Origin of the sequence: Bradyrhizobium sp. SPXBL-02, from assembly GCF_051853065.1 — a bacterium.
GTDB lineage: Bacteria > Pseudomonadota > Alphaproteobacteria > Rhizobiales > Xanthobacteraceae > Bradyrhizobium.
On the sequence record NZ_CP182474.1, the window covers coordinates 3,244,492 to 3,259,733 of the forward strand.

Annotated in this window: 16 protein-coding genes; 6 read left to right on the top strand and 10 right to left on the bottom strand. The window is 64.3% G+C overall.

All coding sequences use genetic code 11. From position 1 onward, the window contains the following. Positions 1-29 precede the first annotated feature (29 nt). On the top strand, positions 30-560 hold the full coding sequence (locus ACNJYD_RS14870) for a gamma carbonic anhydrase family protein (protein WP_212258120.1): 531 nt from the start codon (positions 30-32) through the stop codon (positions 558-560). On the opposite strand, the gene ACNJYD_RS14875 is transcribed toward ACNJYD_RS14870, so the two are convergent. Further along, positions 561-725 (bottom strand): hypothetical protein, encoded by a 165-nt coding sequence (locus ACNJYD_RS14875; protein WP_212258121.1) that lies wholly within the window; start codon positions 723-725, stop codon positions 561-563. A 93-nt stretch (positions 726-818) separates the two neighbouring features. Between ACNJYD_RS14875 and ACNJYD_RS14880 the strand changes: the two genes are divergently transcribed. Then, positions 819-1,154, top strand: a complete 336-nt coding sequence (locus ACNJYD_RS14880) for a hypothetical protein (RefSeq protein ID WP_212258122.1) — start codon at positions 819-821, stop codon at positions 1,152-1,154. Positions 1,155-1,255: 101 nt separating this feature from the next. Continuing rightward, entirely contained in the window at positions 1,256-1,612 is a 357-nt protein-coding gene (locus tag ACNJYD_RS14885; protein WP_212258123.1) for a hypothetical protein, read from the top strand. A 180-nt stretch (positions 1,613-1,792) separates the two neighbouring features. On the opposite strand, the gene ACNJYD_RS14890 is transcribed toward ACNJYD_RS14885, so the two are convergent. The 6 genes from ACNJYD_RS14890 to ACNJYD_RS14915 form a co-directional block, all read right to left on the bottom strand. Next, a complete protein-coding gene (locus tag ACNJYD_RS14890) occupies positions 1,793-2,287 on the bottom strand; it encodes a hypothetical protein (RefSeq protein ID WP_172783083.1) in 495 nt (164 codons plus the stop codon). A 169-nt stretch (positions 2,288-2,456) separates the two neighbouring features. Beyond that, complete coding sequence (locus ACNJYD_RS14895) at positions 2,457-3,188, bottom strand: aspartate/glutamate racemase family protein (protein ID WP_212258124.1); 732 nt, start codon at positions 3,186-3,188, stop codon at positions 2,457-2,459. A 20-nt stretch (positions 3,189-3,208) separates the two neighbouring features. Beyond that, positions 3,209-4,087, bottom strand: a complete 879-nt coding sequence (locus ACNJYD_RS14900; RefSeq protein ID WP_212258125.1) for an ABC transporter permease — start codon at positions 4,085-4,087, stop codon at positions 3,209-3,211. 3 nt (positions 4,088-4,090) lie between these two features. Beyond that, entirely contained in the window at positions 4,091-5,044 is a 954-nt protein-coding gene (locus ACNJYD_RS14905) for an ABC transporter permease (RefSeq protein WP_212258126.1), read from the bottom strand. A gap of 5 nt (positions 5,045-5,049) precedes the next feature. Further along, positions 5,050-6,339: an ABC transporter substrate-binding protein gene (locus ACNJYD_RS14910; RefSeq protein WP_172783086.1), complete on the bottom strand. Its 1,290-nt coding sequence runs from the start codon at positions 6,337-6,339 to the stop codon at positions 5,050-5,052. Positions 6,340-6,382: 43 nt separating this feature from the next. Continuing rightward, the gene (locus ACNJYD_RS14915) at positions 6,383-7,369 is read right to left on the bottom strand and encodes an ABC transporter ATP-binding protein (protein ID WP_172783087.1); all 987 of its coding nucleotides are present in this window, start codon (positions 7,367-7,369) and stop codon (positions 6,383-6,385) included. Between the two features lie 258 nt (positions 7,370-7,627). Here ACNJYD_RS14915 and ACNJYD_RS14920 point away from each other — a divergent pair, with 258 nt between their 5' ends. Further along, the gene (locus ACNJYD_RS14920; RefSeq protein WP_172783088.1) at positions 7,628-8,335 is read left to right on the top strand and encodes a GntR family transcriptional regulator; all 708 of its coding nucleotides are present in this window, start codon (positions 7,628-7,630) and stop codon (positions 8,333-8,335) included. Between the two features lie 38 nt (positions 8,336-8,373). Here the strand turns inward: ACNJYD_RS14920 and ACNJYD_RS14925 are convergent, their stop codons facing one another. Next, positions 8,374-9,351: a Bug family tripartite tricarboxylate transporter substrate binding protein gene (locus ACNJYD_RS14925; RefSeq protein WP_349628422.1), complete on the bottom strand. Its 978-nt coding sequence runs from the start codon at positions 9,349-9,351 to the stop codon at positions 8,374-8,376. A 702-nt stretch (positions 9,352-10,053) separates the two neighbouring features. Between ACNJYD_RS14925 and ACNJYD_RS14930 the strand changes: the two genes are divergently transcribed. Continuing rightward, positions 10,054-11,601, top strand: coding sequence for an FAD-dependent oxidoreductase (locus tag ACNJYD_RS14930; protein ID WP_439366770.1), 1,548 nt, complete (start codon positions 10,054-10,056; stop codon positions 11,599-11,601). A 176-nt stretch (positions 11,602-11,777) separates the two neighbouring features. Further along, the gene (locus tag ACNJYD_RS14935) at positions 11,778-13,538 is read left to right on the top strand and encodes a CYTH and CHAD domain-containing protein (protein WP_439366771.1); all 1,761 of its coding nucleotides are present in this window, start codon (positions 11,778-11,780) and stop codon (positions 13,536-13,538) included. 119 nt (positions 13,539-13,657) lie between these two features. On the opposite strand, the gene ACNJYD_RS14940 is transcribed toward ACNJYD_RS14935, so the two are convergent. Then, positions 13,658-14,284: a transglutaminase-like cysteine peptidase gene (locus ACNJYD_RS14940; RefSeq protein WP_212258130.1), complete on the bottom strand. Its 627-nt coding sequence runs from the start codon at positions 14,282-14,284 to the stop codon at positions 13,658-13,660. A gap of 330 nt (positions 14,285-14,614) precedes the next feature. Beyond that, positions 14,615-15,226 (bottom strand): PilZ domain-containing protein, encoded by a 612-nt coding sequence (locus ACNJYD_RS14945; protein ID WP_025037137.1) that lies wholly within the window; start codon positions 15,224-15,226, stop codon positions 14,615-14,617. Positions 15,227-15,242 lie beyond the last annotated feature (16 nt).

The window sequence follows — 15,242 nt, forward strand, 5'->3', positions numbered from 1 at the left end:
GCCAGTCGTCAACGCGACAGGAGACTCCCATGGCCATCTACGAGCTCGACGGGCAGGCGCCCGACCTTCCCGCCGACGGCAATTATTTCATCGCCGAGACCGCGACCGTGATCGGCCGGGTGCGCCTGAAGCCGGGCGCGAGCGTCTGGTTCGGCGCGGTGCTGCGCGGCGACAATGAGTGGATCGAGATCGGCGAGGGCGCCAACGTGCAGGACGGTTCGACCTGCCACACCGATCTCGGCTTTCCGCTTGTCATCGGCAGGAACTGCACCGTCGGCCACAACGTTATCCTGCACGGCTGCACCATTGAGGAGGGCGCGCTGATCGGCATGGGCTCGATCGTGATGAACGGCGCGAAGATCGGCCGCAACTGCATCGTCGGTGCCGGCTCCGTCATCACCGAGGGCAAGGAGTTCCCCGAGCGCTCGCTGATCATCGGCTCGCCCGCGCGCGTGATCCGCACCCTCGACGACGCGCAGGTGCAGAAGATGGGGAGTGCGGCGAGGTTCTATGTGGCCAACGGTCCGCGCTTCAAGCAGGGCCTGAAGCGGATCGGCTGATCAGCTGCCTTCGGATTGGCGCGCTTCGATCGCGCCTGCCACCTTTTCGTGGCCGGCGGCCCAGAGCGCGTGCTCGTCGCTGCCGTCGCGATAGGGATTGGCCTCAGCTGGAATGTCTTCGCGCGCGGCGCGTTCGCCCTCTGCAAATGGATCGCGATCGGTCATCGTGACTGCTCCTGCGACGTCAAGCTGATGTGACGGCGTTTGTTCCGGAACAGGTCTTCGCGGCGACCGTTGACTGGCAAAGGAGAATTTCCGATGGCCAGGTCGTGCGCTTCGATCAAGACCGCGCTTCTGATCCTCGCACTCGCGGTGATGCCGGCCGCGTCATTCGCGCAAACGGCGGGCGGGTCTGCCGGATCGAGCGGAGCCTCGATGGGGTCGCCGGGAGGCTCGGTGGGATCGACCGGAGGTATCGCCAATTCGCCAGCATCGCCGCCTGGCACCAACAGCCTGGGGACGGCGCAATCTTCCGGGCCCGGCTCTGGAGTCACGACCGGCAGTGGCGCAGGTGGCGGCGGGGTTGATGCCGCCGTCAACGCCGAGAACCGCCAGCTCGACAGGAAATTGAAGAGCATCTGCCGCGGCTGCTGACGCTCGCGCGGAAGTGAGACAGTGTGGCTGTCACGAATGACCGCCTGACGTTAGCTTGGTCCTGCGTTGAAGCGTGGAGTGTCCACGCAGAGGATCGAGTGATGTTACGCAGGATGATGAAAGCGGCGCTGGCCGTTGCAGTGATCGGCTTGTCAGCGCCGCAGGCGGCCGAGGCGCGAGGATTCGGACACGGTGGCTGGGGTCATGATGGCGGTTGGGGCCATCGCGGCCACTGGCATGGCGGCGGCTTCTGGCCTGGCGTGGCGATCGGAGCAGGCGTCGCCGGTGCCGGCCTGTACAGCGGCTATTACGGATATGGCTACGGCTATCCCTATTACGCCGTCCCCGACGACTATGGCCCCGCCTACAACGATGGCTACGGCGGCTGCTATGTCGCGCGGAAGCGTGTCATGACGCCATCGGGATGGCGCTACCGCCGGGTCGACGTCTGCGAGTGAGGCGGAATAGCTGTTAAAAAACAAGGCCGTTGACGCAGTATACCGTCAACGACCTTGCCAGCCCCGGATATTGAAATCGGCTCACGCCATCCGGTGATTGCGAGCATCGCGCGGAATCACACCGGCGAATGTGATCCAGTTCACAACTGGCTAAAATAAAGTTCCCGCCTTGTGATCGGCTCAACCGCGCGAGCGCTTGCGCGCGCTGGCCTGGACGCGGTGCCGTGCCGGTTTCCTGCGGGTGACCGATGGCGTCTCGACCTCGGTCGCCCGTGCACTGGCAAAGGACTGCCGCAGGCCGTCGATGGACTCGTTCAAGGCTGTGACCTGCTCGGACAGACGCTTGGTGTCGGCCTGTTGCGCCGCCATCAGCCGCTTCATCGTCTGGAGCTGGTCCTGCACCACTTGAAGTTGGTCGATCGATTCCTGCTGGGTCGCTTCCAGCCCCTTGGTCTTCTCGACCAGCTGCTCGGAGGCCTGGGCGGTGCGGGCCTGAAGCTGCCGCGAGGCCACCACCCGGTCGGACTCGGGGGCGGCGCCGGAATAGGCTCGCCAGATCGCGATCGAGGTCACGCCGGCGATCAGCAGGAGAAGGGCGGCGGCGGTCAGCGCGATCGGCTGGGCGCCGAGGCGAAGGAGGGGGTTGGACGGCGTGTCCTGGGCGAGATCGATCATCGCTGACAAAACCCAAATTGAAACTTGGTGAGTGGCGAAGACCGGCAACCCAGAGGGGCCACCGGGGCGTCCCGAAAGCCTTACGTTTCGGCAAGGAATGGGACCAAAAAGAGGCTGAGCGCAAAAAAACCAGTGTTCAGCGAGCCTTGCCGGCTCCGAACGGTACGGATCAAGGCTGAAATTGCGAAAACGGCCCGGAATAGCTCTTCGTGCGCGGGGCCGCATAGGGGCCGAGGCGGGACGTCGTCAGTCCCAGCCGCACCAGTGATTCCGCCAGCGTCACGGCGGCGGCGACGCCATCGACCACGGGCAGGCCGTGCGCGGCGGCGAGCTCGCCCGCGAGATCGGCCATGCCGGCGCAGCCGAGCACGATGGCCTCTGCCCGGTCGTCACGGATCGCGGCGGTGATCTCCGCCGAGATCTTGCCGAGCGCCTCAGCGTTGCGCGCCTCGAGCGCCAGCACCGGGACCTCGGCGGCACGGACGCGGGCGCAGCGTTCGGCCAGGCCGTACTTCCGCAGATTGTGCTCGATCGGCACGATGGAGACGCCGAGCGTGGTCACCACGGCAAAGCGCGCGGCGATCAGGCTCGCGAGGTGGAAGCCGGCCTCGCCGATACCGATCACCGGTGCCTTGGCGGCGGCACGCGCGGCATCCAAGCCGGTGTCGTCGAAGCAGGCGATGATGTGCGCGTCCGCGCCGTCGCGATCGGCCTCGCGGATGCAGCCGAGCATGCCCGGTACCGCAAAAGCTTCGTCGTAAAACCCCTCGATCGAGACCGGGCCCATCGCCGGCTGACGCGCATCGACCACGGTGTCGGCGAGGGCAACGCTGCGCGCGGCAGCGGCGATCTTCGCCGTCATCGACGCCGTTGTGTTGGGATTCACGACGTGAAGCCGCATCGGAACAGACGAGTCCCTTCTCAGACGAGTCCCTTGCCGGCGTCCGAGCCCTTGGCCGCCTGCCGCTTGTTGAGCATGTGGATGGTGCCGAGCGCAAGCGTGATGACCGTGAACGAGACCGCCGAGATGACGGTGCCGAGCGCGTAGATGTCGGGATTGGTCACGGTGGTGGTGAGGCCCTGCAGATCGAGCGGCAACGTGTTCACCGCGCCGATCGCCTGGCTGGAGCGCGCGAGCTCGTCCCAGGACAGCGTGAAGCCGAACAGGCCGATGCCGATTACCGAGGGCAGGATGATCGGCAGCACGACATGCCGGAACGTCTGCCACGGTGTTGCGCCGAGATCGCGCGCGGCTTCTTCCAGGCGCGGATCGAAGCGGTTGAAGATCGCGAACATGATGAGCAGCCCGAACGGCAGCGTCCAGGTCAGGTGCGCGCCGAGCCCGGACGTGAGCAGACCCATCGAGGTCTCGAAATTCTCGTTCCAATGCGCCTTGATCAGGTCGTCGATGATGCGGAACTCGAGCGAGATGCCGAGCGAGGTGATGATCGAGGGCACGATGAGGCTGGCAATCGCCGAGTAGAACAGGATGCTCTGTGCCTTGAACTTGCGGCGGAACGCCATGCCGGCGGCGACCGACAGCACGACGGTGACGACCATCACGATGATGCCGAGCAGCAGCGAGCGGCGGAAGGCGGCGCCGAGATCGACGATGCCGGTGCCCTGGAACAACTTTGCGATCCAGAACGTCGACACGCCGTTCATCGGGAAGGTGAGGCCGCCCTGCGGCCCCTGGAACGACAGCACGTAGATCGCGATCATCGGCCCGTAGAGAAACAGCACATAGGCCGCGAAGAAGATCGCGAGCACGTAGAACGAGCGCGGGCGTCCTTCCTTCATGCTCTAGAGCTCCTTCTTGATGTCGACGATGCGCGACATCATGGTGATGATCAGGAAGGTGATCGCGAGCAGGATCACGGCGTTGGCCGCGGCGGCGGGGAATTGCAGGGCGTTGACCCGGGTCTCGATGATCTTGCCGGCGGCGGCGATCTGCTGGCCGCCCATCACGCCGATGGTGATGAAGTCGCCCATCACGATGGTGATGACGAAGATCGAGCCGATCACGATGCCGGGCTTGGCGAGCGGAATGACGACGTTGACGAGGGTCTGGAAGCCGGTGGCGCCGGCGTCATAGGCGGCCTCGATCAGCGACTTGTCGATGCGCACCATCGAGTTGAAGATCGGCACCACCATGAAGAAGGTGAAGAGGTGCACCAGCGCCAGCACCACCGAGAATTCGGAGAACAGCAGCCATTCCAGCGGATGATTGATCAAGCCGGTCTTGACCAGACCGGAATTGACGAGTCCGTTGCGGCCGAGCAGCGGGATCCAGGCGATCATGCGGATCACGTTGGAGGTCCAGAACGGGATCGTGCAGAGCAGCGACAAGCCCATCTGCCAGGTCTTGGACTTGACGTGGAAGGCGAGGAAGTAGGCGACCCAGAAGCCGACGAAGAGAGTGATGGCCCAGACCATGAAGCAGAGCTTCAGCGTCATCAGATAGGTCTTGCCGATGGTGCAGAGGTCGGGAAGCTGCGCGATGCAGCCCTCGAACGTGTCGGTGTAGCCGCGGCCGGAGAAAGCCGGCAGCAGCTGGTATTCGTTGTAGTCCCAGAACGAGACGATGACGACGAAGACGAGCGGAATGAGGAAGAAGGCGAGAAACACCAGCATCATCGGCCCGGCCTGGAGCCAGGAGATGAAGGACGGCGACAGGCGCGTCGGCTTTGCGGCGCGCGCTGTGCCCGACCCCGGGATCAAGCCCGGGGTAGCCTGCTGCAGGACTTCTTCCGACATGTCCGTTACGCCGCGATGAACTCGTTCCACTTGCGGACCATGTAGTCGTTCTCGTCCATCACGGCGTTCCAGCACGCGACGCCGCCCATGCGGTCCTCGTAGGAGCCGCCGTCACGCACGGCGCCGGCCTTTTCCAGCAGCGAGCCGTCGGGCGCCTTGATGTCCTTCTCGGCCGGCTTGCCCTCCATCCAGTAGGCCCATTCGTAGGGCTCCATGTGGGCCTTCGCGGTGGAGAGCACGGCGGAGTAATAGCCCTGGCGGTTGAGATAGGCGCCGGCAAAGCCGGACAGGAACCAGTTCACGAATTCATAGGCCCATTCGAGCTTTTGACCCGAGACGCCCTTGGAGACGCAGAAGCCGGACGCCCAGGAACGGTAGCCTTCCTTGAGCGGCTGGAAGGTGCAGGGGATGCCCATCGAACGGACCTTCGTCACCGCCGGCGACCACATCGACTGGATCACGGTCTCGCCCGATGCCATCAGGTTGACGCTCTCATTAAAATCCTTCCAGAAGGCGCGGAACTGGCCGGCCTTCTTGGCCTCGGTCATCACCTTCATGGTGAGATCGATCTCTTCCTTGGTCATGTTGCCCTTGTCGGCATATTTGTACTTGCCGGAGGCTTCCACGACCATCGCGGCATCCATGATGCCGATCGAGGGAATGTTGAGGATCGAGGCCTTGCCCTTGAACTCGGGGTTGAGCAGCTCGGCCCAGGTGCTGATCGGACGCTTGATCAGGTCGGGGCGGATGCCGAGCGTGTCGGCGTTGTAGACGGTCGGGATCAGCGTGACGAATTCGGTCGCCGACGTCGCGAACTTCTTGGAATCCTTGCCTTCGAGATAGAGCACCTTCCAGGGCGCGGTGCCCTGGCCGCCGATCTTCTTGCCGCCGGGCGTCTCGCCCTTGGTGAAGACGGGCGTGATGTTGTCGAACTCCTTGATCTTCTTGGCGTCGAGCGCGAGGATGTTGCCCGACGGCACCAGCTTCTTCAGCGAGAAATATTCGGTGTCCAGCACGTCGAAGGAGTTCGGCTGGGTCATCACGCGCTTGGTGACGTCGTCGGTGGTCGCGGTGATGTATTCGATCTTGATGCCGGTGTCCTTCAGGCACTGCTTGGAGATGTCGTCGCCCTCGTTCACCGCCGTGCCGAGATAGCGCAGCACCTTCGCATCGGCCGACTTCACGTAGGGAAAGCCGGTGATCGCGCCGGAGCCGGCGGCGAGGCCGGCGAGACCTGCGGTGCCCTTCAATAGCGTGCGGCGGCTGACGCCGGTCTTCCTGGTCGTCTCGGTCATTTCGCTCACTCCTCTGTGTTGCGCATTTCCGTGGTGAAGGGTGCTATTGCAGGCGTTGCGCCTTGGCGGGATCCCAGGTCGCCAGGACGCGATCGCCCGGACGGAACGGATGCACGTCGAAGGTGGCCTCGGGAACGTGAGAGAACAGGGCGGTGCCGTCGTCGAGCGTGAGCGAGACGGCGATGTAGGAGCCCTGGTACTCGGTCTGGGTCAGCAGCGCCGGCGCGCCGAAGGCGCCGTCGGCGAACGGCGCGATGCCGAGCTGATCGGCGCGGACGGCGATGAGATTGCCGGCGTCGCTGAGCACGTTGTGGCCGCCGATGAAGCGGGCCACGAATTCGGTGCGGGGATGATGGAAGATGTCGCGCGCCGTGCCCTGCTGCTCGATCTTGCCGTGGTTCATCACCACGATGTGGTCGGCGAGCGCCATCGCCTCTTCCTGGCCGTGGGTGACCTGGATGAAGCTGATGCCGAGCTCGCGCTGCAGCCGCTTCAGCTCGCCGCGCATCTTGACGCGCAGGAACGGGTCGAGCGCCGAGAGCGGCTCGTCGAGCAAGAGGATCTGCGGCTCGGTGATCAGCGCGCGGGCGAGCGCCACGCGCTGCTGCTGGCCGCCGGAGAGCTGCGCGGGAAGACGGCCTGCATATTGGCTCATCGCCACCAGCTCGAGCAATTCGCCGGCGCGCTTGTGCCGCGTCGGCTTGTCGATACCGCGCATCTTTAAGGCGAACGCGACGTTGTCGATCACGGAGAGGTGCGGAAACAGCGCATAGGACTGGAACATCATCGCGGTGCCGCGCTCGGCCGGCGGCAGGTCGGTGACGTTCTGCGGGCCGAGGAGGATGTCGCCTTCGCTCACAGCCTCGTGGCCTGCGATCATGCGCAGCGTCGAGGTCTTGCCGCAGCCGGAGGGGCCGAGCAGGCAGCAATAGGTGCCGGCCGGGATCTTCAGGTTGACGTTATCGACCGCCAGCGTGGCGTCGTAGCGCTTGGTGACGGCGACCAGTTCGAGAGCGGCGGGAATGGCCATGGCGTATCCGAGGAGGGGCGATGCGTCCCGCCTCTCTCCGCAAGGTCCGTGCCAACAGCCAACGACAGTGCGAATTTCCAAAACTGTGCAACGGAGTCAGATCGTTAGATCGATTCCGGGCCAATTTGTCCGCCCGCCGCCTGTGCAGTCACCTGCACACAAAACGGGCGAAGATTGTATAAAGTTTCGCCTGTGATTGGATACAGCTCGTCGACTAACATTGCAGGCCGAACGTTCGTCGATCGAGCCCTCACAATCATGGCCGCCAAGACCCGCCAGAAACCCGATGCGCCCGATGCGAGCGATCGCGTCAGCCGCATCCGGGAGGGTGTGACCGCCGCGATCCTCGAGCATCGCCTGCTGCCCGGCACGAAGCTCGGCGAGGACGAGATCGGCGACATCTACGGCGCGAGCCGGACGCTGGTGCGCACCGCGCTGCAGCAGCTCGCGCATGAGGGCATCGTCAGCATCGAGAAGAATCGCGGCGCCTTCGTCGCGCGCCCGACCCCGGCCGACGCCCGCGAGGTGTTCGAGGCGCGCCGGCTGATCGAGCCCAGCATCGTCGATCACGCCATCGAGGCGGTCTCGCCGGCCTGGCTCGATCGCCTCGGCCAGCATCTTGATGAGGAGCGTGAAGCGGAATTGCGCGGCGATGCGCGCGCCTCCGTCCGTCTCTCCGGCGAGTTTCATCGCCTCGTCGCCGAGATGAGCGGCCACAGCATCTATGTCGGTTTCCTGAAGGAGCTGATCGCGCGCTCCTCGCTCATCATCCTGCTCTACCGCCGCCACGACACGCCGGCGTGCGGCACCGATCATCACGCCGAGATCGTCGCCGCGATCCGCAAGCGCGACAAGGCGCGCGCGGGCGCCTTGATGCTGTCGCACCTGAACGAGATCGAGGCAGAGCTTTTCCTGAAGGATCCCGCCGCCGACGAGCTGCGGCTGGCGGATGTGCTGGGGGCCTGAGGGCTGCTTGCGTCGGCATGGGACCGGCGAGCCGGGAGCTATTGCGGCTCCAGGCCGAGGTTCTTGATCGACTCCAGCCAGACCGGCCCTTCTTTTTCGTAGAGGGCGATCGAGGATGCGCGATCCATTGCCGGCGAGTCGACGCCGAAGGCGTCGAGCAGCTTCTGGACACGTTCTGTCTTGCCGCCTTCGACCATGAGCTTGGCGAGCAGTTCGATCCGGTCGGGCGGTGTTGCAGCGGGCGCCACCAGGGTCGTGAAGCTCGTGAGCTGGAACACCTTGCCGGTGACCCCCTGCTCGGTGAACGTCTTGGTGTCCGGCAGTTTCTTCATGCGAACCAGTGAGGGAACGGCGATCGCGCGGCCGACGCCGGTATCGAGGACTGGAAGCGCAGCCTGATAGCTGCCGGTCGCCGCCTGGATGACGCCGGCCGCCAGGTCCTGCCACATTGGCGCTTCGCCGCGGTAGTGCACGATGGAGATGTCGAGGCCATATTGGCGGTTGAGCTCGGCGATCGCGATGTGTGCGAACGAACCGATTCCATACGAGCCTGCCGTGACCTTGTTGCGGCGTGCATAGGCGACGAAATCTTCGATGGACTTTGCACCGGTGGCGGAATGGACGACCAGCGGAAGATGACCCGATGGCGTCACCGAGACGATCGTGAAATCCTTGTCCGAATCATAGGCCAGCGATTTCAGCAGCAGCCGGTTTCCAAGCAACGTGGATGAGATCGTGTACATCAGCGTGTGGCCGTCCGCCGGCGACTCCTTGACCGATTGCGCTGCCAGCGCGCCACTCGCTCCCGTCTTGTTTTCGACGATGACGGGCTGCCCGAGTTTCTGGGAGATGTAATCGCCATAGGCGCGGGCGAATGCATCGGTGATGCCGCCGGCGGGCGTCGAAACGACGATCTTGATGGCTTTGGTGGGCCAGGCTTCGGCCGCAGATCCGTCAGCGGTCGCTATCACCAGGCTTGCAATTGCCGCGCCCACCATTCCGACGAATGTCCTCACTTGCCCCTCCCGTTTCGCTCTGCGTCTTGGGCGCCCTGCGGTCGCCGGGCAGAGATGTCACACGAGCGGAGGCAAATAGAAACAACATTTTACTGTGTGAAATGGCGGTCTCCTGACGACGAAGACGGGCCTGCCGCAGCAAGGTTGGCGGCGAGCGCCTAGGCCAGTGCGAGGCGGCGCCGGAGATCTTCCTCGGGACGGAATAATGGCATGGCAGCTCTTTGTGGGACCGTGCTGCTCGTCCATGAAGCAATCGCCGGATCAGTCAAACATATCCCGGCTGCCCGCCGAGCAAGTCGCGCTCCGACCCCAAGCGCGACAAGCCGCGCGCGGGCAGTGCATGGCTCCTCAGCGGCCGAGTTCGCTCTCGGCGGCAAGCTGCCCCTCTGGCGTGATCTCGTATTCGCCGTCCTGCTTTGTCATCCATCCTGACCTGACCATCTCTCGTGCTAGCTGCACTGAGCAGATCGGATGATTGCCTCCTGGGTAATACAGCCTGTCGTTTCGGACGAGCAAGTGGCCGTACAATTGGGCCTGACGCAATGCCCTTCGCATTCCGGGTGACGGATCTTTCATGCCGGTTCAAGCCTGAGCACGGTGAAGGTTCCTAATGAATGCGGCTATCTCATCGGCGTGTCGTTCGGCAGCGCACGTAGGAACCGTCATTCTGCTGCATCGTTTGTTGTTTCGAGGAGCAGCGCCATGAACGTACGGGATGAGCACACGCAGTCCCTCTGGATGGACGTATCTGTCGCGGAGGCTCCGGTGCTGTCGCGTACGGTCGGCGTGGACGTTGCCGTGGTCGGCTCCGGAATAGCCGGACTTTCGGTCGCATATGAACTTGCCCGCCATGGACGTTCGGTCGCAGTCATCGATCGTGGCCGCATCGGCAGCGGGATGACGGCGCGCACCACGGCGCATCTGGCGACCGCGCTCGATGACGGTTACGATGCGTTCGTGCGAGTCCGCGGCCCTGACTGTGCGCGGCGTTACTATCAGAGCGTTGCTGCGGCGATCGATCGCGTCGAGGCCATCCAGGGCGCCGAGCACATCGATTGCGGTTTCAAACGCGTCGACGGCTATTTGGTACAGGCACCCGAAACGTCCGCATCCGAGCTGGATAGTGAATTGGACCGCTGTCGCAAGCTGCAGATTCCGGTCGAGAATCGCCTTGAGCCGACACCATTCCATGACAGGGGTCAGACGCGTTCTCTGCGCTTTCCGCGCCAGGCGCGCCTGCATCCGACTAAATATCTCGCCGGTCTGGCGAGCGCACTGCAGCGCCGGGGCGCCCAGCTCTACGCCGACACCTGTGTCGAGAGCATCCAGCAACGCCAGGGCAGCATGGTCGTGAGCACCGCCTCAGGCTACGAGGTTCATGCCGCCGACGTGGTGGTGGCGACCAACTCGCCCGTCAACGTGCAGGTGGCGATCCATACCAAGCAGGCGCCTTACCGCACCTATGCGCTCGCCGCGAAGATCGCGGCCGGCGCCGTGGAGGATGCGCTCTATTGGGATACGCTCGATCCTTATCATTATGTCCGCCTCCAACCATTGTCTGCCGACGAGGACATCGTGATCATCGGCGGCGAAGATCACAAGTCGGGTGAGGCAAATGATGGCGCTCAGCGCCTTGACGCGCTTGAGCGCTGGGCGCGCGAGCGATTGCCGGATTTGCGCGAGGTCACTCATCGGTGGTCGGGTCAGGTGCTGGAACCGGTCGATTTCGCCGGCTTCATCGGCCGCAGCCCCGACGAGGAGCATGTATTCATTGTCAGCGGCGATTCCGGGCAGGGGATTACGAACGGACTCGTGGCGGGCATGCTGATCGCGGATCTCATCACCAGCGGCGCCAGTCCCTGGGAGGACGTCTACGCTCCGTCACGGAAGATTCAGAGGAATATCGGCGAGTTCATCAGCGAGAACATCACCCCTATCAAGAACTTCGCGGAGTATCTCACCGCAAGTGAAATCGCGAGCGCTGAACATCTGCGGCCCGGCGAGGGGCGTCTCTTCCGAAGTGGCCTGAAGAAGATCGCGGCGTGCCGGGACCGAAGCGGACATTTGCATTTGCATTCGGCGAGCTGCACCCATTTGGGCTGCGTCGTGCACTGGAACTCACTCGAACAGTGCTGGGATTGCCCATGTCACGGATCGCAGTTTGCACCCGATGGCACCGCGCTCAACGGCCCGGCAGTTTCCCCGCTCGGCGAGGCCGAAAAACCGGCCAATCTTGAAGCGGCAGAATGACCGGCATCCCTCGGCGTGTTGTGGTCAGGATTTAAGGGGGCTTGCGCCGACGGCTGCAGCTTTTACCTGGCGAGCTGCATGTGAATCATGATGCGCGCCGATCTGATGTGACTAGTCCTCGCAGGCTGTACAGGCTATATCCTGTCGCCTGTCATTGAACTGTCATGTTACCGCAAATGCTAAAGTCAGACGCTGCGCCGGCTCCCAAGACTCCGAGCGCGCCGGAAACCAATCCTGCTCTCGGGAACACCAAGAGAACGCAGCTCCGCACCGGCTTCCTGGGGCAACGAGAGGAAGTCAGCGTGGAACCCGCGACGGCCGAGGAGCGCACTCCCATTGAGCAGACGCCATCGCAGGATGTGACGCCCGCGCCGAACCCAACGCAGCCCGCTCATCCCGCCGGCGAAATCGAGCTCAAGCTGCTCGTCGATGCCGATCGCATGGCGGATTTCAGCGCAGCGCCCGTCATCTCGGCGAACGCGCGCAACAAGGGCACGCGCAAACGTCTCAAGTCGGTCTACTACGACACGCCCGAGCGGGCGCTACGACGCGCCGGCCTGAGCTTGCGCGTCCGCCAGAGCGGCACGCGTTTCGTGCAGACCGTGAAGACCGAGGTTGCGGACGATCCGTTGCGCCGCGGCGAATGGGAAGCAAGTGTGCCGTCGCTTGCGCCCGATTTCGCTTTGGCGATGCCGTTCATTCCGGACAAGCTTCGCGGCCATCTCGACGCGCAGCCGCTCGAAGCGGTGTTCTCGGCCGATGTGCATCGGCACACGCGCATCGTCGACCTGCCGTCCGGCACGGTCGAGGTCGCCTTCGACCAGGGCGGGCTGAGCGCAGGCGGCAGGTCAATGCCGGTGAGCGAGATCGAGCTGGAGCTGAAGAGCGGCAGCCCGAGCGCGATCTACGAGATCGCGCTGCGCCTTGCGGAGCACGGAACGGTGAAGCCGTCCATCCGCAGCAAGTCCGCACGCGGCTTCGACCTTGCCGGGGACCTGCCGCCCTCGGCGCGCCGGCCGCGCAAGCTTCGCCTCGATCCTTCCGTGACGCTCGACGAGGCCTTCGCGACCATCCTGCGCGCCTGCTTCCTGCACCTGCTGCAATCGCTGCCGGCGGCCGAGGACGGCCGCAATCCGGAAGGCGTGCATCAGCTGCGTGTCTCGTTGCGCCGGCTGCGGTCTGCGCTCGACCTGATGCGATCGGTCGGCGCGCTCAGCCACGTCGATGCGCTGCGCTCGGAAGCCAAATGGCTGGCGCAAGGCTTGTCCGCGGCGCGCGACTGGGACGTGTTCCAGCTCGCCACCTTGCCGGCGATCGCAAAAGCCTGTCCTTCGGTCGCGGGCTTCGATGCGCTTGGGCGGGTCGCGGCTCAGCGTCAGGCGGAAGCCTATCGCAGGGCTCGCAATGCGCTCGATGATCGCCGCTGTGCCGTCTTCCTGATTGGCCTCGGCGGCTGGATCGAGACGCGCGGCTGGCGCAACGGCGTCGCGCCGGAAGATCTCGGCCGGCTCGCCGAGCCCGCCGTCAATTTCGCGCAGCGCGTCCTGTCCGAGCAGTATGCCAAGGTGCTCAAGCGCGGCCGCCGCTTCAAGTCGCTGACGGTCGACGAGCTGCACCGCCTGCGGCTCGCCACCAAGCGGCTGCGCTATCTCAGCGAGTTCCTGCTGCCGCTGTACGAGGATCGCAAGTCCGCCCGAAAATTCGCGCGCCGGCTCGCCGGCTTGCAGGAGGAGCTCGGCGTCTTCAACGACATGGCGGTGACGGCCTCGTTGCTCGACGGGCTCGGTTCCGAAGATCGCGACAGCGCCATTGCGGCGGCCGCGATCGCCGGCTGGCAGGCGCGGGCATCGATTGGCGTGCAGCAGGGCTTGCAGGATAGCTGGCGGGATTTCACCGCCGCGCGCGTGCCCTGGTCGCGCCAGGGCCAGCAGAGCTGATCGCGTCGCCTCAAAAAAAGTTGCGGCCAGCCATTGGGGGATGGCTGGCCGCGCGCGAACCGGTCTGGGACGGGGAGGGGTGGGGATGTGACCGGGTCGCGTAACCTGTTGTCTCGTTCCTACTGATCTTTGGCGCTGGCGGTGGAGACCGCCGGCTTGGTATCGCCTAGCGACACCCAGACGTTGGGATCGCCCTGCGACTGGCGCTTGACGAAGCGGTAGCCGGTCTCCGTCCAGGCGAGGACATTCTCGTTCTGATTGTCGAGAATGAACTCGCCCTTGTCGGTCTTCACCGTCAGCACCGCGTGGCCTTCGCCCTTCTTGTCGCGCACCACGGTGATGAGCAGGGCCTGGCGCGGCCAGCCTGCATCCATCAGCATCTTGCGCTTCAACAGCACGTAGTCTTCACAGTCGCCGTAACCGTCTGATGGCAGCGACCACTTCTCGATCACGCCCCAGTGCTCCTGGTCGGTCAGAGGCTTGACGGTCTCGTTGACCCAGCGATTGACCTTGATGAGGTCGCGCCATGCCGCCTGCGACATCACGATGTCGCGCGGCTGCAGCGGCGCGCCCTGGCACTGAGCAGCATTGTCCGCGCAGAACTCGACCCAGCCGATCGGCGCACGCGTGGTGTCGCCGAGGCTCGCGTAGAGCAGACGGCCTTCGCCGGCCTGCGCTGCCGCGCTGATCCCGAAGAGCATGGCGGCCAGCGCCAGTCCCTTCCCCTGTCCCCTGAAGTCAAACATTGCGGCCCCCGTTTCTTGTTGGGACCACATTTCGCACGGAGCTTTTGAGTTGCCGCTAAGTCGACCAAGTCAAGTCGAGACGAATACAAGTAAAACGAGCGGCGAATTCGATCTATACTTGAATAGAATTTGCGTAAAATTCGATATGACTGAAATTGATTCAAATTTTATCTGTTAACGCGGAAGCGCTGGGCGAAGCGTTGTTTGCGCTCATCTGCAGCCCGTCCGTTAACCGCTGGCCCCTCGCCGCGGGACGTGAAAAAGGCGGCGTCCGCATCGCGGAAGCCGCCTTCGAGCCTGGAAATATCAGGGTTTTCGCGTCCCGGCGCTTTACCGCGCGGTAACGCTCTCTTCGAGTGTCTCCACCGGCTGCTCGTGCATGAACTCGAGCGCAAAGCCGTCTTCGAGGTTTCGGACCACGCGGCCCTGGACCCGGCCGAGCAGAACGGTCGACTTCAGCGGCGGCCGGTTCTCCGCGGCGATGGCCGCGCCCGACAGCGAGAGGTCGATGATGCGGCAGGTCATCTTGGTGCCGTCCTCGAGTGTCAGCACCGCGATCGGGTTGCGCGGCACGATACGGTCGTGGCGGCGGTCCTCCGGCAGATTGAGGATGTCGCGATTGGCGAGCCAGGTCAGCTGTGCCGCGAGCTTGTCGCGCTTTCTGGGCGTTGCCCCGATCGTCATGGCGAAGCCGTTGTCGATGATCCGGGTGATTTTGCCCTCGACGCGGCCGATATGGTCGAGATAAGCGACCACGCGGTCACCGACATTGCCGATGCCGGGGGCGAGCAAGGCGAGGCCGCCCGGCGACATGTTGATCACCTGGCAGGGGAATTCCCGGCGGTCCGGCAGCATGTAGCGGCCGAGCAGGTGCACCTTCACCCGCTGGAAGCGCCTGCGCTCCTCGGCGGCCGGAAGAAATTTTTTGTTCGCTAACGCCATTTCCAACACCCGACCC